We start from the raw sequence: 17,503 nt of genomic DNA, 5'->3' as shown, positions 1-17,503 counted from the left end.
CCCCCGGCCCACCGCCCTGCTTTAGGGGCTTTCGCCGGACCGGACGGTCAGCTGTCGCTCTTCGGCTGCGTCAGGTCGTAGAAGGTGGCGCCGTCGACCGTCACCGTCTCGAAGTTCTCCTGTACCCAGGAGCTGATCTGCGAGGAGGTGCCGTCGCTGCTGCCGCCCATGCCGCCGCCGGAGCCGCTGGAGATGAAGTAGTGGATCTTGCCGTCCTCCACATACTTCTTGAACTCCGCGAGGGTCGGGGACGGGTCGGTGCCGTTGAAGCCACCGATGGCCATGACCGGTTCGCCGGTGGAGAGCTGGTAGCTCGCCGCGTTCTGGGCGCCGATGGCGGCGGCGGCCCAGGTGTAGTCACTCGCGTTCTTCTCGAGCAGTTCCTTGGCCTCGTCGCTGACGGTCGCGCCGTTGAGCAGACCGCCCATGCCGCCGCCACCGCCGCCCATGCGACCGCCGTCGCCGTTCTGGGTCTGGCCGTTGCCCTGCTGCTGGTTCTGGGTGGAGCCATTACCGTTCTGCTGGTTGTTCTGGCCGCCGCCGAAGCCGCCGGTCGGGGGCTGGCCCATCTGACCGTTGCCGTTCTGGCCGTTCTGCTGGCCCTGCTGGCCGCCCCGCTGGTTCTGGCCCGGCATACCGCCGCCACCGCCGCCGGGACCGCCGCCCATGCCGCCCTGGACGGACGGACCGGCCGTGACGATCGAGCCGGTGTGGCCCTCGTTCAGCGTGGTGAGCGTGTACGCGGTCGGACCGGCCAGCGCGGTGACGGCGCTGAGGCCCACGACCGCCATGGCCAGCTGCCGGCCGAGCTTGCCCACGAAAACCAGGCCGAGCGCGGCGACCAAGCCGCCGACCAGCACGACCCACTTCAGCCAGGGCAGGTAGTCGGAAGAGCGGTTGAGGAGGACGTAGCCCCAGACCGCGGTGGCCGTCATGGCCGCCGCCATCGTGATCGTCGCCCAGAACTTGCCGCGCTCCTGCCAGAGCAACGCCGCGCCCATACCGATCAGCGGCGCGATGTAGGGGGCGAGGGCGACGGTGTAGTACTCGTGGAAGATGCCCTGCATGAAGCTGAAGACCACCATGGTGATCAGCAGGCAGCCGCCCCAGAGGAGGAACGCGGCGCGGGTCGTGTCCGTGCGCTTGAGCATGGAGGTCCCCCCGCTCGAGCGAAGCCGAGAGTGGGGGAGCGTGGCCCAGATGGCTGCGCCCAGCAGAATCAGCGCGGCCGGGATCAGCCAGGAGATCTGGCCGCCGATGGAGGAGCTGAACATCCGGTCCCAGCCGGTCTCGCCCCAACCACCTCCCTGGCCGCCGCCGACGCTGCCGGTCTCCTCGCCGTTCAGGCGGCCGAGGCCGTTGTAGCCGAAGGTCAGTTCAAGGAAAGAGTTGTTCTGCGAGCCGCCGATGTACGGGCGGGAGGACGCCGGCCACAGCTCGACGATCGCGACCCACCAGCCGCCGGAGACGACCATCGCGAGCCCGGCGAGCAGCACCTGCCCGACCCGCTTCTTCCAACTGGCGGGCGCGAAGGCCACGTACACGATCGCGAGGACCGGCAGGATCAGGAAGGCCTGGAGGGTCTTGACCAGGAAGGCGAGGCCGATGGCGACACCCGCCCAGACCAGCCACTTCGTCTGGGCCTTCTCCATGGCCCGCAGCGTGCAGTAGACCGCGGCGGCCATCAGGAGCGCGAGGGCCGCGTCCGGGTTGTTGAAGCGGAACATCAGCGCGGCGACGGGCGTGAGCGCGAACACCGCCATGGTGATGAAGCCGGCCGTGGCGTTGAAGCGACGGCGTACGGCCGCCCACAGCACCCCGGCGGTGGCGACGGCCATCAGGACCTGCGGGAACAGGATCGCGAAGGAGTTGAGGCCGAACAGCCGTACCGACAGCGCCATCGGCCACAGCGACGCCGGGGGCTTGTCGACGGTGATGGCGTTGGCCGAGTCCAGCGACCCGAAGAAGAAGGCCTTCCAGGACTGGCTGCCCGCCTGCACGGCCGCCGAGTAGAAGGAGTTGGCGTAACCGGAGGCCGTGAGGTTCCAGGTGTAGAGGCCGCCGATCAGCAGCAGCGTGAGCAGGAACCCGGGGCGGATCCAGCGGTTGTCCTCGGGGCGGCCCCGCCACAGTCGCTGAGCGAAGGGCTGCTTGGGCTCACCCGAGCCGGTGCCGGGGGCGGGGGTGGTGCCATGACCGTCGAGGATCTCCTGAACCACCGGCTCCTGCACGGCCGTTCTGCTCGTGGGCGGCCCCCAATCGGGACCGGCGGGGCCGGCGGGGCGCGCACCCCCCTGCGGTGTCGTCGTCTCGAACTGCGTGGTCATCGTGCGTTCCTCGAATCCTGATCGTGCGGGCGCACCGGCCGCATCTGCATGGTCGCGTCCCCCCAGGTGCGGTCCGCGGCGTCACCGGCGCGGAACTGGGTTGTCGTGTACGGAGATCGGGGCGCCGTCGCGTACTCGGCGGTGTGGTTCTGTGTCGCCGCCGGCCGCTGGGCCGCCGGCTGGAAACGGTCCTGGTGGCCGTGGGGGCGGGGCCGGCCCGGACGCACCGCCGTCGCCGTCGCCGTCGACGTCGCGTAGGTGGGCGAGGCCGGGTCGTGCGGGGCCGGGTGGTGCGAGGCGACGACCGTCGAGACCGCGGAGGAGGCGGAGGAGGCACCGTCGCGCCGGTCCGGGAACACCCACGCCCGGAAGAGCAGGAACCGCAGCACCGTCGCCGCGAGGTTGGCGGCGATGAGGACCGCCAGTTCCGTGGAGTGGGCGGGGTCGGAGGTCGCCGCGTTCAGGGCGGCCAGCGAGCCGCTGGTGAGGGCGAGGCCGATACCGAACACGACCAGGCCCTGTGCCTGGTGCTTGACGACGTCGCTCCGGCCGCGGACGCCGAAGGTCAGGCGCCGGTTGGCCGCCGTGTTGGCGATCGCCGAGACCAGCAGGGCGAGCGCGTTGGCGATCTGCGACCCCGAGAAGGTACGGAAGCCGCTGTAGAGGAGCAGGTAGAAGAGGGTGGAGAGGCCGCCGACGACACAGAACCCGAGGAGCTGACGGGCGAGCCCGCGCGGTACGTCCTGGATCTCCCTGTCCCTCGGATCATCCCCGAACGGCCGTGCGAGTCGGTCGAGCGAGATCGATCCGGTGGCGAGGGCCTTCCCGACCCGCCACACACCCTTGAGGTCGTCGGTCGCCGTCTTCACGATGTGGACGGTCGAGTCCGGGTCGTCGACCCAGTCGACCGGCACCTCGTGGATCCGCAGCCCGGCCCGCTCGGCCAGCACCAGCATCTCGGTGTCGAAGAACCAGCCGGTGTCCTCGACGAGCGGCAGCAGCACCTGGGCCACGTCCCGGCGTATCGCCTTGAACCCGCACTGCGCGTCCGAGAAGCGGGCCTGGAGCGAGCCGCGCAGGATCAGGTTGTACGCGCGGCTGATGAACTCCCGCTTCGGGCCGCGCACCACCCGGGAGGAGCGGGCGAGCCGGGAGCCGATCGCGAGGTCCGAGTGACCGGAGATCAGCGGGGCCACCAGCGGCAGCAGGGCGTTCAGGTCGGTGGACAGGTCCACGTCCATGTAGGCGAGGACCGGCGCGTCGGACGCGGACCACACGGTCCGCAGGGCCCGCCCGCGCCCCTTCTGATCGAGCCGGAAGGACCTGACCTCGGGGAGCTCCGCCTCCAGCCGCTGCGCCACCTGAGGGGTGGTGTCCGTGGACGCGTTGTCCGCGATCGTGATGCGGAACGCATACGGGAACGTGCGCGCGAGGTGCTCGTGCAGTCTGAGGACGCACGGCTGGAGGTCCTTCTCCTCGTTGTAGACGGGGATCACTACGTCCAGGACAGGCGTACCGGCGTTTCCGGCCGGGAGGTGCTCCCGCGCCGGCAGGGTGCCGGGAGAAGAGTCGGTTCGCATGACAACTACATTTGCGAGCGGCTCTGTTATGCCCGTGTGCTGACACTGTGCTGTGCCTGTGAGTCCGGTTGCCAGTTTGTTGCGTCGGTTACGTCGGTCATGTCGAGGTCGCCGTCGCCGTCGCCGTCGCCGTCGTAGTGCACGTCGCCGAGCTGCCAGTTCGCGGCGTCGTCGAGCAGCGGCATGCTCCCGCCGAGGGCGGGCAGATGCACGGTGAACACGGTCCTGCCGGGCACGCTGTCGACGGTCACGGCACCGCCGTGCGCGTCGGCCACGGCCTGCACGATGGCGAGGCCGAGACCGGTCGAGCCGGACGCCCGGGACCGCGAGGAGTCCCCACGCGCGAACCGCTCGAACACATGCGGCAGCAGCTCCTCCGGGATGCCCTGCCCGTTGTCCTCGACATCGACGCACATCCACGGCCCGCGCCGCTGCACGCGCGCGGTCACGGTTGTACCCGGTGGCGTGTGCGTACGCGCGTTCGCCAGCAGATTGACCAGCACCTGCTGCAGCCGCGCGGCGTCGGCCGACACGAGCGCGGGGTGGTCCGGCAGGTCCAGGCGCCAGTTGTGCTGCCGCCCGGCGGCGCGCGCGTCGCTGACGGTGTCCACGACGAGCGGGATGAGGTCGGTCTGCTCGAACTGGAGCGGACGTCCCGCGTCCAGCCGCGCGAGCAGCAGCAGATCCTCGACGAGGAGGGTCATACGACCGGACTCGGACTCGATCCGCCCGAGCGCATGCCGGGTGTCGGGCCCGATCTCCTCCCGCCCTCGTCTGGTCAGCTCGGCGTAACCGCGAATCGACGCGAGGGGCGTCCTCAGCTCATGACTGGCGTCCGCCACGAACTGCCGTACGCGCGTCTCGCTCTCCTGCCGCGAGTGCAGGGCGCTGTGGATGTGGTCGAGCATCCGGTTGAGCGCCGCCCCGACCTGCCCGACCTCGGTGTGCGGATCGGTCTCGGCCGCGGGCACACGCTCGTTGAGCGTCACCTCACCGGTGTGCAACGGCAGCTCGGAGACCCGGGTCGCCGTGGACGCCACCTTCCGGAGCGGCCGCAGGGCCACGCCGACGAGCACGGAGCCGGCGATACCGGCGGCGATGAGACCGGCGCCGGTGACGCTCAGCTCTACGACGATGAGGGTGTTGAGGGTGTTGCTGACGTCGGTGGTCGGCAGGGCCACGTAGTAGGCGCCGTTGTCACCGCTGCGGTACTCCACGCGGTACTCGCCGAGGCCCGTGATGGTGACGGTGTGGGCGTTGCCGTCCTTGGCGACGTCGTTCAGCTCGTCGAGCTGCGTCTTGTTCAGCGCGTACGCGGTGACGTTCGTGACCCCGTCGTCGTTCTTGGTGCCCTTGCCGTACATGCCCTCGGCGACGGTGCCGTTCTCGACCTTCGCCGCGATGGTGCCGATCATCTGCTGCGGCCCCCGGGTGACGAACTCCTCGAGATCCGGCGGACCGGGCGCCTTCTTGCTGGGGTCGACCGCGCCCTCGGGCTGCTGGGCCTGCGAGTTCTGCGGAGGCGCGTCCTCGGGCCCCTTGCCCGCGGCACGACCCAGCACCTCGCTGACCGAGTCGTCGAGCTGCTCGTACAGATGCGAGCGCAGCGCGACCGTCGTCACCGTCCCGATCACGGCGCACACCACCGCGATCAACGCCACCGCGGAGACGACAAGCCGCGTACGCAGGGTGCGCGGCTGCTGTCGTCCTCGCCTCAGCTTCGGCTGCCGCTGCGTACGCGTCCGTCGTCGCCCGCTCATGACGCGGCGGGCTTGATCAGGTAGCCGGCCCCGCGCCGGGTGTGGATCATCGGCTCACGCCCGGCGTCGATCTTCCGCCGCAGATACGAGATGTAGAGCTCTACGACATTCGCCTGGCCACCGAAGTCGTACGACCACACACGGTCGAGGATCTGCGCCTTGCTGAGCACCCGCCGCGGGTTCCGCATCAGGAAGCGCAGCAGTTCGAACTCGGTGGCGGTGAGGTGGATGTTGTCCCCGCCGCGCGAGACCTCGTGGCTGTCCTCGTCGAGCATGAGGTCGCCGACGACGAGCACGGAGTCGGACCGCCGGTCGGCGGCACCGGAGCGGCGGATGAGTCCGCGTAGCCGGGCCACGACCTCTTCGAGGCTGAACGGCTTGGTGACGTAGTCGTCGCCGCCGGCGGTGAGCCCGGCGATCCGGTCCTCGACCGCGTCCTTCGCGGTCAGGAACAGCACCGGCACTTCCGGCAGCTCACGCCGCAGCCGCCCGAGGACGGTCAGCCCGTCCATGTCCGGGAGCATCATGTCCAGGACGACGGCGTCGGGCCGGAAGTCCCGTGCGGTCTGGATGGCACCCGTGCCATCCCCCGCACTCCGGATCTGCCAGCCCTCATAGCGAAGGGCCATGGACAGCAGTTCGGTGATCGACAGCTCGTCGTCCACCACAAGCACTCGGACGGGGCTCCCGTCCGGCCTCAGCAGTTCGGTGCGCCCCTGGGGCGAGGTCGTGGTCATGCCGGACACCATGTCGGGGCCCCCTGAGAGCACTCTTTTCGGAACCTGTGATTTTTCTGAGAAACGCACAGACTCCTCTCAGCCAACCCCTGGGAAGATCCCCGACTTCCCGGACACACCCCCCGCTGACCAGGCCTTTCCCAACCCACCCCACGGCATTCCCCAGGCCCGCTCACCAGCAACACACAGTTTCATGATCCGCCCAGGCGCCCCGCACACCGCCGCCCTGACCCCACCTTTACGCAAGCCCCGTCATGCTCCGCCCTCCCCTCTCACAAAGCGGTGCCCTCTCCCCTCACGAAGCTGTGGCCCCGCTCGACCTTGGCGACGTGCAGGCTGTAGCTCTCGTACCACTCGGCCCGCCCCCGCTTCTGCGCCGCCCGGTGCTCCACATCGCTCCGCCACCGCTCGATGGCGTCGGCGTCCCGGAAGTACCCCACGGTGATGGAAAGCCCCCCGGGCGTCTGCGCATGGTCCATCCCGAGGAACCCCGGCACCTCCTTCACCAACTCCTCCATCCGCTGGGCGGTCTCACCGTACCCGCTCTGATCCGCGGTCTTCACGGAGGTGAACACCACGGCGTAGTAGGGAGGTTCATGGGCAGGAACAGGTGCAATCCGCTGATCGCTCATGTCACCACTGTCGAGCCGCACGCCACCCGACGTCCACCACCTTTCCGAACGGGAACCCAAAGGGATCGAAGTCTTTACCCACGACCACCCACGACCACCCACGGCTACCTGCGGTGCAGGAACCCCTCAGAACAGCCCGTCCTGCACACCCCCTCTGCTCTTCAACTCCCGTACCGGCACGGTGAGTACGTCTCGCGCACCCTCACCGGCCGGAGCGGTCAGCTCCCACCCGGTCATCAGCCGCGTATCGAGTACGACGACCCCGCGCCCCGTGGCCAGATGCAGATCAGGTCCGGCGACGGCGAGTACCTCACCGCCCACGACCCCACCCGCGACCAGCTCACTCACCACCCCCTCCGCAGCCGGCAGCCCATCTAGCCCGAACACCCCGAAGTGATCGACCACTTGGAACGGCACCGGTTCCAACGCCTCCGGCCACCCGTAGACCCCGAGCGCCCGCCCGTGCAGCGCCGCCAACTCGGCCGCCCGTTCGCCGATGGCCTCGGGCAGGGCCGCCCGTACCACCCTCTTCTCGGCGTACGGAATCCGATCCGGCACCTTGAGCGCGGCCCGCACCACCTCCTCCGTCCGCCGCGCGGCCATGAGCGGCCCCCGCCCCAGCCACCCGAAGCAGACCGCCCCCTGCTCCAGCAGCCGAGCCGACCCCCGCTCGACGGCCGTGATCCCGACCTTCACCATCCCGGACCCGAACCACGCGAGGTACACGTGGTACGGCCGCGGATCATCGGCGATGGTGTCGGCGGCGACGGAATGCGCCCGGTCAAGCCGCGCACACTCGTCGCACCGAGACCCCGTACTCCGCCCCGGCACCCCGGCCCGCACCGGACACGCGTTCCCCCGCGCCCCCACACAGGTCCGCCGCCCCTCACTCACCACCCCAAAAGCAACCACCTTCCCCCGAGGCAGCGGACTCCTCCGCCCACCTTCCCACCCGAGCAACGGCCCGCCCCCACCCCACCGCAGCCCCGTACATCTCCACGCGTGTGCCATCCCCCACGACATTAGAGGCCCCCACTGACAACACCTCTGACCAGCGGCTGAAGTACTCAAGCGGAGGTGAGTACCTGACCTCTGGTCGCCTGCTCGGCGAGCCGGAACCCTTGGGCCATGCGACGACAACACCGCTTGAACCTCGTTCCCCACCCCCTCACGGCCCTCCCGCTGACCGTGATGGCATCAGCGGCATGGGCCGCCTGGCTGGGCTGGGACCAGCGGTACGACGTACAGCCCGACGGTTCGGTGACCGGCCCGTACGAGGCATGGCAGGTGATCGGTCTGGTCCTCACTCTGCTGGCCCCGCTGTACTGGGCGGCATCCCGAAACCACATCGCCGACGCCGTCCTCGGCATCACCGCCGGCCTGACCGCCGCCGCCTTCTACGACTGGTCGGACGACGCCTCCGGCCTCTTCATGGTCGGCGTGGTGCTGGTCGCGGCCGGAAGCTTCGCCGCGACCACCGCCGTGACCGCCCTGATCGCCTCCATGAAGCGCGTGACCGTCACGAACGCGTAGTGCTTGTCCGCACCGGGCCCTCAGGCGTCCTGCGGATACCAGCGCAGTTCCACCGTGTTGCCGTCCGGGTCCCGCACATAGAGGGAGACCGCGGTGCCCCGGGCGCCGAAGCGCTCGTCGGGACCGTCCAGCACCGTGAAGACACCGGAGTCGATGACCTGCTGCCAGTCGAGCGGTTCGACCACCAGACAGATGTGGTCGACGTTGGATCCCTCCGGCCGCTCGGCGGGCGCCTGGACGAGGTCGATGATGGTGGTGGGGCTCACCCGCACGGACGGGAAGGGGGCCTTGCCGGCCCGCCACTCCTCCACCCGCACCGGCTCCAGGCCCAAAGGACCGGTATAGAAAGCGAGCGAGCGTTCGATGTCGGCGGCGTTCAGGACAAGATGGTCGAAGGCGATCACGCGCACGGGCGTCTCCACGGGGTCGGGGCGCCGGGGCGCCGATGGCGGTACGACGGGGACGGGGGCGGCCGGCGCCTCAGGACCGCGCCGGTCCGGAGACGGTGGCCGGTGACTGGTGACCGATCGCCGACTGCCCTGCCCCGCCCGTGATTTCAGCATCGCCGAGCAGCCATCCATCGGTCCAACACATGTTTGTCATCCGATCCATCGTGTTTCACGATCACCCCATGGACCTCCAGCAGATGCGCTACGTCCTCGCGGTGGCGGAGACCGCGAGCTTCACCCGCGCCGCCGAGCGGTGCCACATCGTCCAGTCCGCGCTCAGCCACCAAGTGGCCCGCCTGGAGAAGGAACTGGGCGCCCGGCTGTTCGACCGGACCAGCCGTCGGGTGCGGCTGACCACCGCCGGAGAGGCGTTCCTCCCCGCCGCCCGCCAGGCCCTGGAAGCGGCCGAGCGGGCCCGGGCGGAGGTGGCGGCGGCCACCGGCGAGATACGGGGCAGACTGACCGTCGGCTCGATCCCCACCGTCGCGGCCGTCGACCTCCCGGCGGTACTCCGGGACTACCGCCTGCGCCACCCCCAGGTACGGATCACTCTGCGGGCGGGCTCCAGCGAACAGCTCGTCGAGCAGGTACGCGACGGCAGACTGGACGCGGCGTTCCTCGGCGTACAGCCCGGATTCCGACCACAGGGCGTCCGCGACAAGGAACTCGCCCACGGCCGGCACGTCACGGTGCTAGCCCCGGACCACCCGCTGGCCACGGAACCCGAGGTGGACCTCCGCCTCCTCGCCGACGAGGCATTCGTGGACTTCGCCGAAGGCAGCGCCGCCCGCGCCCAGTCGGACGAGGCATTCGCGGCGGCCGGCCTCCGGCGCGAGGTCGCCTTCGAGGTCTCCGGCGTCGAGCTCATGCTCCGGATGGTCCGCCACGGCCTGGGCATCGCCCTCCTGCCCGCGGCCTTCACCCCCGAACTCCACGGCCTGCGCTACGTCCCGATCACCAACGGCCCGATACGCGTCGAACACCTCATCTGGACCCGCCACACCCCGTCCCCCGCGGCCTCCGCCTTCCTCTCCCTCCTGGGCGTCACCACACCGCCCCCGACCACATGACCACCAGAAGCGGCGGAGTGGACCGTTACGCGCCAGGAGCCCGGTACTGGATTCGTTCGGCTTGGCGTAGGGCATCCATTGTTTCCTCGACCGTCAGGAGAACGGTCGTCTCGAACGAGCTGAGGGCGCCGCCTCCACTGATCGCCAGTGCGACCGAGGCCATGGACACATTGTCCGGGCCCTCCCACGGGTTGTAGCCGTCGTGCGTGCCGAAGGCATACCAGAAGCCATGGAGCTTCCCGCCGACGGACTCGATGTACGACTGAGCGGCCTTCGCACGGTCCTCAGGGTGGCCGATCAGCCTCGCCCAGGTCTCCGGCGTATAGCTGAACCTCGATAGATAGAGCGGCATCATGTCTCCCTTCCGTTCCCTCAAGGGATGCCCCAGCGGGGCGGGAAGGCGCCGGAGGCGGCCCGCCTATCCCCCGAACGCGGACGATGGCTGGCACAGTGTGTCCCGTGCGGGCTCACAGACCTCCGACTAGAGCCGCTTCAGGTTCCGGTCCAGGATCGCCCGGAGCCGGTCGACGTCCGCGGGGTCCTGAGCGCCCCGCTTGGGCAGTAGCGCGACTCCGGCCGCGCGGTCACCGCCGAGGAGCACGAAGAGTCCGGGCGTCTCCAGATACTCCCGGAACACCGTCCAATCCATGCTGAAGGACGCCCGCTCGCCGGTGGTGACCGCACCGCGGTCGTCGGCCACCACCTGGCACTGCCCGTATGGCTCCACGACGCTGAACATCCGGCGGGCCATGGTGCGGAGTCCTCGTGCGGTGGCCCAGAACGCGACTGGCACGGCGAGCACCAGCGCGATGATCCACACGGCCAGCGGTTCATCCTGGACAAGCGAGAAGACGCTCACGGCGAGTGCCGCCATGAGCGTCGGCATGAGTGCCTGGGCCCGCCCCGACGGTGACCGACGAGCTCGTGCACGGAGCGCCTCTTCGAAGTCCGCGGCCGTTGGCCGGTAGACGAGCTCCACGGCCGTACCGACGTCCGTGTTCTGATGTGAGGAATCCCCGCCCCTGGTGTCCATGGGCAGCGATCGTAGCGAGCAGGTGTCTCGCTGCTCCTCACTCAGGGTGTCGACGCTCGCACGATCATGGAAACGCGCGGGCACAGCACATTCACGATGGACGAAACCCTTGAGATCGGCTGATGTCAAAGGCCCCTTGGGATGATCCCAAGGGGCCTTTGACCTGTGTGCACTCGGCAGGATTCGAACCTGCAACCTTCTGATCCGTAGTCAGATGCTCTATCCGTTAAGCTACGAGTGCTTGTTTTGTTTTCCCGCCGGTCCTGGTCCTTTCAGCCCGCTCGCGGCGACAGGAAGAACATTACATGACTGCCGTCGCCATGTGAAATCCGTTTGCTGTACCCCTTGTGACCTGGGGAAACGACCTGTGGGGCGCTCGCGGGGGCGGGGGCGACGGGGTGGGAACGGCGAAGCCCCGGTCGGGTGGACCGGGGCTTCGGTGATCAAGCGCGGAGGCGGAGGGATTTGAACCCTCGATGGGCTTTAAGGCCCAAACCGCATTAGCAGTGCGGCGCCATAGACCGGACTAGGCGACGCCTCCAGCACAACCACACGCGCGAGCGCGAGTGGTGCGTGCAGATGATGACACAGCCGAGCGGGCTGTCACCAATCGGCTCCCACGGTACTAGGCGGAGCGGCCACAGGGCAAAGCCGTATGGCACGTCGGGGCGGGTCGGAAACGGTGAGGAGGTGATCGGCCACGCCTGGCCCACGGCTGGCCGCCGCCGCGCAACCGTGGAGCGGGCGTGGCGTTAGTCCGGTCATGTTGCAGAGCCCTCCCCTCGCCGCACCGCAGACGCCCTCCACTCCTGCCACTTCCTCCACTCCCTTCCCTCCGGCTGTCCACCTCCCTCCCTCCCACCGCCGCCCCGCCCTGGCCCGGCTCCTCCTCGGTGCCGCCGCCGCGCTCGCCGCGGCCGTCTGCGGCGCACTGGCGCCCGGCGCCCCGGCCGCGTACGCCGCCGAGACCTTGCCGCGCACGTCGTCGCCGGCCCCCGCCCCCGAGGACCGGCTGGTCGTGACGGTGCGGGGGGTGGGGGCGGGGGCGGACGGGACGTTCGAGTTGCGGTGTCATCCCGAGGGCGGGAACCATCCGGCCGTGCGCGATGCGTGCGGGCGGCTCGACCGGCGGACGAGCTGGGGTACGAACCCCTTCGCTCCGGTCCAGCCGGGCACGGTCTGCACGATGCTGTATGGAGGGCCGGCCACCGCGCATGTCACCGGCACCTGGGCCGGACGCCCCGTCGACGCCCGCTTCGACCGCGGGAACGGCTGCGAGATCGCCCGCTGGGACGCGCTCGTGCCCGTGCTCCCGGAACTCCGCGCATAAGCTCGGCGGAGGCTGCCCATAAGTGCGATTGAGCGCGATCCGGAGGCGGCGGTCCCCGTACATAAGTGCTGTCGCATGGGCCGCCGGGCAAAACACACGGTCACGGCATCGCCGTTCGTACGGTCACGCCGTCTCCGTATGTTCGGTGTGCGACCTCCCTCTCATCCGGCGTCGCGAGCGCAACCTCTGCCCGTAGACTCCCTCGCGTGACACGTTGCGGGCCGGTTGGCAAGATGGCCATGGCCCCCGTGGTCGGCAAGGTGCGGTAACAGGGAGGAAGCGTCTCGTGAGCAGCAGGCCATCCCGAGGCGCTGCTCGCCTCGCAGCCATACTGGACGCGCTGCCCGACGCGTTGGTGCTGGTCAACGCCAATGGCACCGTCGTCAACGCCAACACCATCGCCCTTGAGGCCTTCGAGACGCCGGGGACCGCCCTCGTCGGGCGCGGACTGCTCGATCTGCTGCCCGAGTTCGACTCCCGGCTCATCCCGGGATCCATGCGGCGGCCCGACAGCGTCGACCCGACCGGGCGGACCAAGCCGACCCGTATGATCGCCCGCCGGACCGACGGCAGTGAGTTCCCGGTCGAGGTCACAAGCGCGAATCTGGAGAACGGGCAGCAGGCGTACGACGGTTACGGCTACGCCAATGACGAGCTGCTCATGCTGGTCGTCCGCGATCTGTCGGGCACCGTCGACACCGAGGCCGAACTCGCGCGTTCGCAACGGCAGACCGAGATGATTCTGCGGGCCGCCTCCGAGGGTGTGGTGGGGACCGACACCGACGGTCGGATCGTCCTCGTCAATCCGGCCGCCGCTCAGATACTGGGTTATCGGGCCAGCGACCTCGGCGGGCGGGAACTGCACACTCTCGTTCTGCACTCGCGTGACGACGGCTCCCCCTTCCCGTACACCGAGTCGCCGCTCGCCGACACGCTGCGGTCCGGGCGCAAGCACCGGGTGCGCGGGCAGGTGTTGTGGTCGAAGAGCGGCGACAAGGTGTCGGTCGACCTGACGACGGCGCCGGTGCGCGACGGGGACCAGCTCGTCGGCGCCGTGATGACGTTCACCGACCGGCGGCCGTACGACCAGCTCGCCGAGGAGAAAGACGTCGAGGCCGAGCGGCACGCGGAGGAGCTGGAGCGGCTCACCACGGAGCACGCGGAGCAGATCGAGAAGGTCCGCGAGGAGCACGCCGCCGAGCTGGCCGAGCTGCGCGAGACGCACGCCGAGGAACTCGCCGCCGGGGACGAGCGGTACGCCTCGCTCGGGGAGCGGGAGAAGGACCGTTACGAGGCGCTGGCCGCGCGGCACGAGCAGCTGCTCGCCGTGCTCGGCACCTCCCTGCGCGGCCCGCTCGACCAGCTCCGCGCCGAACTGGGCACCCTCGCGGCCGACGACGCCGGGCAGCTGTGGCCCGAGGCCAACCAGGTGCTCCACCACCTCACCGCCGGGTACTCGCGGATCACGACGCTCATCGACAATGTGCTCGGCTACCAGCGGATCGACGCCGGTGAGGACGACCTCGCCCGTACGGCCGTGATGCTCGACGCGGTCGTCGCGGCCGGTGTCGACGGGGCCGTGGAGCTGATCGGGCCGGGGCGGGTGCAGTTCGCCGTGCACGCGCCGCCCATCGAGGCAGAGGTGGACCAGGCACGGCTCGCCACCGCGCTCGCGCATCTCGTAGCGGATGTGGCGGGCGTCGACGCCACGGGTAACTCACCCATGTCGGCCGGTGGCTACATGGACAACACCGTCGTCGTGGCGGCCGCGCAGCGCGGTGAAGTCGTACGCATCGAGGTGCGCGGGCCGTACACCGGGGGAGACCCGGTGCACCAGCCGATCGTCCAGGGGATCGTGCGGGCGCACGGCGGTGTGCTCCAGACGGTCGAGGTGCCGGGGATGAGCGGCAGCGCGTATGTGCTGGAGGTGCCGCTGGGGGGCGGGGCGGGCGCCGTTCCGGTCGAGGCCGCGCCCGCCGCTGCTGGTGCCGAGGTGGACTCTGACGGCGATGGCGACGCCGATGGCGTGGCCGCCGGTGCCGAGGTCGCGCTGCCCGAGCAGGCCGCCGGTGGCGGGCGGCGACGGGCGCGGCGGTCGTCGGTGGACGCGTTCCTGGAGAGCGAGGACGCCCCCGAGGCGGAGGCCGCGCCTGCCGCCGCCCCCACCGGCCGGCGCAGGCGGCGGGCCGAGGAACCGGCCGGCGAGGCTCCCGTGCCCGCGCAGGGCGCCGGTGGTGACGACGCCGAGGGCTCCGCGGGCACCGGGCGGCGGCGCGGCCGGGCGTCCGCGGGCGACGCGGCCGCCGGGCCGGTGGCCACCGAGGGTGCCGTGGTGACGGCCGCCGAACACGCGGCGGGGGCCGCTGCCGCCGCCACCGGGCTGGGCGGGACGGTGCCGCCGCAGGGCGTGCCCGCGCCCGCCGGGCGGCGCGCCCGCCGGGAACCCGAGCGGAACGCGTTGCCGCCGGCGCTGCCCGCCGCGCCGTCCACGACGAACGCCGCCGAGGCCGCCGGCGGCGCTTCCGGCGCTTCCGGCGCTTCCGGCGCTTCCGGCGCTTCCGGTGAGGCGGCCGACGGTCGGCCCACCGGCCGCCGGCGTCGTGCGCTGGCAAGCGCGGAGGAGCGGGCCGCCGCCCCTGAGGCGAGCGGGCGCGCAGTCTTCGCGCTGCCGCCGGCCGAGGCGGACCGGGGGCCGGAGTACGCGCAGGGAGCGGCCGGACTCGGTCCGGTGCGCGCGCCGATGCCTACGCCGATGCCCGCACCGATGCCTGTGCCTGCCGCGCCCGGTGCGTCCGGCGGACCCGTGGCCGTGCCCGCGGTGCCGGCGCAGGGCGGAGAGGTGTACGAGGATGAGGGCGGCCAGGGTGCCGCTACGGGCGGGGGGATGGTTCCCGCCGGAGGGCCTGTGCCTGCCGCCGGGGTCGGGCAGCAGGTCGCCCAGGACCAAGGCGCGGAGGCGGGGGCGCCGGGCGTCGCCCAGGTCGCCGGTGCGGGCCAGGCGGTCGCTGCCGGGCAGCTGCCGGGAGCCGCGGCCGGGGGCGTCGACGACGGGCGCCATGACGCCGCGCTGCACAACCCGGCGGACGACCACACCCCGCCCCAGCCGCACCCGGTGCCTTCGCCGACGGGCCGCCGTCGAGCGGTACGACCCGCTCCGCAGCAGGGTGAGGCCGTAGGCGCGGCGCCCGTGCAGGGGGTTCCGGCCCAGGTCGCCCCTGGGCAACAGGGCCAGCCCGTACCCGCACAGGGTGTTCCGGTGGCCGCCGCGCAGGCCGTACCCCCCGGGCAGCCCGTCGCCGCTTCGGTCGCGGGCCCGCAGCCCGTCGCTCCGCAGGGCGTTCCGGGAGCCGCCGCGCAAACCGCCGGTCCCGCACAAGCCGCCGCGCCCGGACAGGCCGTCCCCGGACCGATCGCCGCCATCCCGCCGCAGGGGGTTCCCGGCGCCCCACAGCCGGTGCCCGCACAGGCCGCGGCCGTCGGCTCGCCCCAGGTCCAGCCCCAAGCCCAAGCCCAGCCTCAACCCCAGCCCCAGTCCTGGCCCGACCCCCACCAGGGCACCTCCGGCGCGGGCATCCCCGTAGCCGCCCCGGTGGCGCAGGCGCCGCTGCCTCCGCAGTCCACGCCGTCCTCGGGCACCCCCCTCCCGCCGGAGCGCGCCGTACAGCAGCCGCGCGCCGCACAGCCGCTCCCGGCCGAGGCCACGCCCCCCGCCGCACCTGCCGCACCTGCCACACCCGCCACACCTGCCGCACCTGACAAGCCCGCGGCCGGTCCCGCACCAGCCGCCCCCGCCGCCCCCCTCGACCCCAACTCGACCCAGGGACAGGCGATCAGCGTCCGGACGCTCGGCCAGGGCGTCCCGTTCGCCCGCCAGGGCGGCCCCCAGACGCAGACCCAGCCACAGCCGCAGAAGCAGACACCGGCACAGCCACAGCCCCAGCCGGGCTCCACCCCCGCCCCGAATCAGCCCGGTGGCTCCGGTCGGCGCCGTAAGCTCGGGACGCCGCCCGAGCCCAGCGGTGACCGCCCGGAGACGGCAGTACGCCCCCACCCGCAGGCCGCCCCGGCCACAGGCCCCGCGACCGGCCAGATCCCGCTGCCCCCGCAGGCTCAGGTGACCCAGTCGCAGCAGGTGGCGCAGCCCTCCCTCGCCGGACAGTCCCGGCTGGTCGGCAACACGGACGGTGCCGGGCGGTCGTACGCCATAGGGAAACCCGACGAGAACGCCGATGAAGGGCCCGAGCCGCTCGACGGACCCGGCGGCGCGGTGGAGGTCCCCGACCAGCCCCATCCGCAGCCGCTGGACGACGAGTTGCCGCCGGAGCCGCTGGACAACCCGCGCCGGCTGCTCGTGTGGCCCGCGCCGGACGTGACGACGCACCAGGCGCTCAGCGACCGTGGCTACCGGCCCGTCATCGTGAACTCCCGCGAGGACGTGGACGCGCAGATCGCCGCGTACCCGGCCGCCCTGTTCGTCGACCCGCTCACCGGCCCCATCACACGCACGGCGCTCCAGTCGCTGCGCCAGGCCGCCGTCGCCGCCGAGGTCCCCGTCCTCGTCACGGCGGGACTCGGCCAGGCGACGCGCGAGGCGGCGTACGGCGCCGACCCGGCCATCCTCCTGAAGGCACTCGCGCCGCGCGACTCCGAGCAGCACCCGCCGCGTGTCCTGCTCATCGAGGAGCACGCGGAGATCGCGCTCGCCCTGACCGCGACGCTGGAGCGGCGTGGCATGCAGGTCGCGCGTGCCGCGTCCGACGCGGACGCCGTCACCCTGGCCGCGCAGATGCGGCCCAACCTTGTGGTGATGGACCTGCTTCAGGTGCACCGCCGCCAGGCCGGGATCATCGACTGGCTGCGCACGAACGGCCAGTTGAACCGCACCCCGCTCGTCGTCTACACCGCCGCCGTCGACCCGTCCGAACTCCCGCGCCTGGCCTCGGGGGAGACGGTCCTGTTCCTCGCGGAGCGCTCGACGAGCACAGAGGTGCAGACCCGCATCGTGGACCTGCTGGCACGAGTCGGCACGAACTGAGCCGGCCCTGCTACGAC

General features: G+C 71.4%; 13 protein-coding genes and 2 tRNA genes. 4 read left to right on the top strand and 11 right to left on the bottom strand.

The features are described from left to right. Nucleotides 1-47: 47 nt before the first annotated feature. From F3T56_RS21850 to F3T56_RS21825, 6 genes are all read right to left on the bottom strand, one after another. A complete protein-coding gene (locus tag F3T56_RS21850) occupies nucleotides 48-2,327 on the bottom strand; it encodes an ArnT family glycosyltransferase (protein ID WP_149826959.1) in 2,280 nt (759 codons plus the stop codon). After that, a complete protein-coding gene (locus F3T56_RS21845) occupies nucleotides 2,324-3,907 on the bottom strand; it encodes a bifunctional glycosyltransferase family 2/GtrA family protein (protein ID WP_149826957.1) in 1,584 nt (527 codons plus the stop codon). Before F3T56_RS21845 ends, F3T56_RS21850 begins: the two co-directional genes overlap by 4 nt. Before the next feature lie 26 nt (nucleotides 3,908-3,933). After that, nucleotides 3,934-5,667, bottom strand: coding sequence for a sensor histidine kinase (locus F3T56_RS21840; protein ID WP_149826955.1), 1,734 nt, complete (start codon nucleotides 5,665-5,667; stop codon nucleotides 3,934-3,936). Then, on the bottom strand, nucleotides 5,664-6,404 hold the full coding sequence (locus tag F3T56_RS21835; RefSeq protein ID WP_172639065.1) for a response regulator transcription factor: 741 nt from the start codon (nucleotides 6,402-6,404) through the stop codon (nucleotides 5,664-5,666). Before F3T56_RS21835 ends, F3T56_RS21840 begins: the two co-directional genes overlap by 4 nt. 272 nt (nucleotides 6,405-6,676) lie before the next feature. Continuing rightward, nucleotides 6,677-7,036, bottom strand: coding sequence for an antibiotic biosynthesis monooxygenase family protein (locus F3T56_RS21830; RefSeq protein WP_149826951.1), 360 nt, complete (start codon nucleotides 7,034-7,036; stop codon nucleotides 6,677-6,679). 126 nt (nucleotides 7,037-7,162) lie between these two features. Continuing rightward, the gene (locus F3T56_RS21825) at nucleotides 7,163-8,047 is read right to left on the bottom strand and encodes a DUF2797 domain-containing protein (RefSeq protein ID WP_149826949.1); all 885 of its coding nucleotides are present in this window, start codon (nucleotides 8,045-8,047) and stop codon (nucleotides 7,163-7,165) included. 117 nt (nucleotides 8,048-8,164) lie between these two features. Between F3T56_RS21825 and F3T56_RS21820 the strand changes: the two genes are divergently transcribed. Beyond that, nucleotides 8,165-8,569: a hypothetical protein gene (locus tag F3T56_RS21820; RefSeq protein ID WP_425473598.1), complete on the top strand. Its 405-nt coding sequence runs from the start codon at nucleotides 8,165-8,167 to the stop codon at nucleotides 8,567-8,569. A gap of 20 nt (nucleotides 8,570-8,589) precedes the next feature. Here the strand turns inward: F3T56_RS21820 and F3T56_RS21815 are convergent, their stop codons facing one another. Continuing rightward, on the bottom strand, nucleotides 8,590-8,979 hold the full coding sequence (locus F3T56_RS21815; protein ID WP_149826947.1) for a VOC family protein: 390 nt from the start codon (nucleotides 8,977-8,979) through the stop codon (nucleotides 8,590-8,592). Between the two features lie 221 nt (nucleotides 8,980-9,200). On the opposite strand from F3T56_RS21815, the gene F3T56_RS21810 reads away from it, so the two are divergent. Next, on the top strand, nucleotides 9,201-10,088 hold the full coding sequence (locus tag F3T56_RS21810) for a LysR family transcriptional regulator (RefSeq protein WP_149826945.1): 888 nt from the start codon (nucleotides 9,201-9,203) through the stop codon (nucleotides 10,086-10,088). 25 nt (nucleotides 10,089-10,113) lie between these two features. Here the strand turns inward: F3T56_RS21810 and F3T56_RS21805 are convergent, their stop codons facing one another. The 4 genes from F3T56_RS21805 to F3T56_RS21785 all read right to left on the bottom strand — a co-directional run bounded on the left by F3T56_RS21805 (nucleotide 10,114) and on the right by F3T56_RS21785 (nucleotide 11,662). Then, a complete protein-coding gene (locus F3T56_RS21805; protein WP_149826943.1) occupies nucleotides 10,114-10,440 on the bottom strand; it encodes a GYD domain-containing protein in 327 nt (108 codons plus the stop codon). A gap of 129 nt (nucleotides 10,441-10,569) precedes the next feature. After that, complete coding sequence (locus F3T56_RS21800) at nucleotides 10,570-11,121, bottom strand: YcxB family protein (protein WP_149826941.1); 552 nt, start codon at nucleotides 11,119-11,121, stop codon at nucleotides 10,570-10,572. Nucleotides 11,122-11,289: 168 nt separating this feature from the next. Continuing rightward, nucleotides 11,290-11,362: transfer RNA gene (locus F3T56_RS21790), tRNA-Arg, on the bottom strand. Between the two features lie 209 nt (nucleotides 11,363-11,571). Next, nucleotides 11,572-11,662, bottom strand: a tRNA-Ser gene (locus F3T56_RS21785). A 222-nt stretch (nucleotides 11,663-11,884) separates the two neighbouring features. Here F3T56_RS21785 and F3T56_RS21780 point away from each other — a divergent pair. Together F3T56_RS21780 and F3T56_RS21775 are read left to right on the top strand one after the other, a co-directional pair. Then, nucleotides 11,885-12,451: an SSI family serine proteinase inhibitor gene (locus F3T56_RS21780; RefSeq protein WP_149826939.1), complete on the top strand. Its 567-nt coding sequence runs from the start codon at nucleotides 11,885-11,887 to the stop codon at nucleotides 12,449-12,451. Nucleotides 12,452-12,737: 286 nt separating this feature from the next. Next, nucleotides 12,738-17,486: a hybrid sensor histidine kinase/response regulator gene (locus F3T56_RS21775; RefSeq protein WP_149826937.1), complete on the top strand. Its 4,749-nt coding sequence runs from the start codon at nucleotides 12,738-12,740 to the stop codon at nucleotides 17,484-17,486. Nucleotides 17,487-17,503 lie beyond the last annotated feature (17 nt).

The organism is Streptomyces tailanensis (assembly GCF_008386495.1).
GTDB classification, from domain to species: domain Bacteria; phylum Actinomycetota; class Actinomycetes; order Streptomycetales; family Streptomycetaceae; genus Streptomyces; species Streptomyces tailanensis.
This window is presented reverse-complemented; position numbering and strand designations above follow the sequence as displayed.

Excerpts from the sequence above, each read along its gene's own strand:
- F3T56_RS21850 (WP_149826959.1), bottom strand. The coding sequence starts at position 2,327 with ATGACCACGCAGTTCGAGACGACGACACCGCAGGGGGGTGCGCGCCCC.
- F3T56_RS21845 (WP_149826957.1), bottom strand. The coding sequence starts at position 3,907 with ATGCGAACCGACTCTTCTCCCGGCACCCTGCCGGCGCGGGAGCACCTC.
- F3T56_RS21840 (WP_149826955.1), bottom strand. The coding sequence starts at position 5,667 with ATGAGCGGGCGACGACGGACGCGTACGCAGCGGCAGCCGAAGCTGAGG.
- F3T56_RS21835 (WP_172639065.1), bottom strand. The coding sequence starts at position 6,404 with ATGACCACGACCTCGCCCCAGGGGCGCACCGAACTGCTGAGGCCGGAC.
- F3T56_RS21830 (WP_149826951.1), bottom strand. The coding sequence starts at position 7,036 with ATGAGCGATCAGCGGATTGCACCTGTTCCTGCCCATGAACCTCCCTAC.
- F3T56_RS21825 (WP_149826949.1), bottom strand. The coding sequence starts at position 8,047 with ATGGCACACGCGTGGAGATGTACGGGGCTGCGGTGGGGTGGGGGCGGG.
- F3T56_RS21820 (WP_425473598.1), top strand. The coding sequence starts at position 8,165 with ATGCGACGACAACACCGCTTGAACCTCGTTCCCCACCCCCTCACGGCC.
- F3T56_RS21810 (WP_149826945.1), top strand. The coding sequence starts at position 9,201 with ATGGACCTCCAGCAGATGCGCTACGTCCTCGCGGTGGCGGAGACCGCG.
- F3T56_RS21805 (WP_149826943.1), bottom strand. The coding sequence starts at position 10,440 with ATGCCGCTCTATCTATCGAGGTTCAGCTATACGCCGGAGACCTGGGCG.
- F3T56_RS21800 (WP_149826941.1), bottom strand. The coding sequence starts at position 11,121 with ATGGACACCAGGGGCGGGGATTCCTCACATCAGAACACGGACGTCGGT.
- F3T56_RS21780 (WP_149826939.1), top strand. The coding sequence starts at position 11,885 with ATGTTGCAGAGCCCTCCCCTCGCCGCACCGCAGACGCCCTCCACTCCT.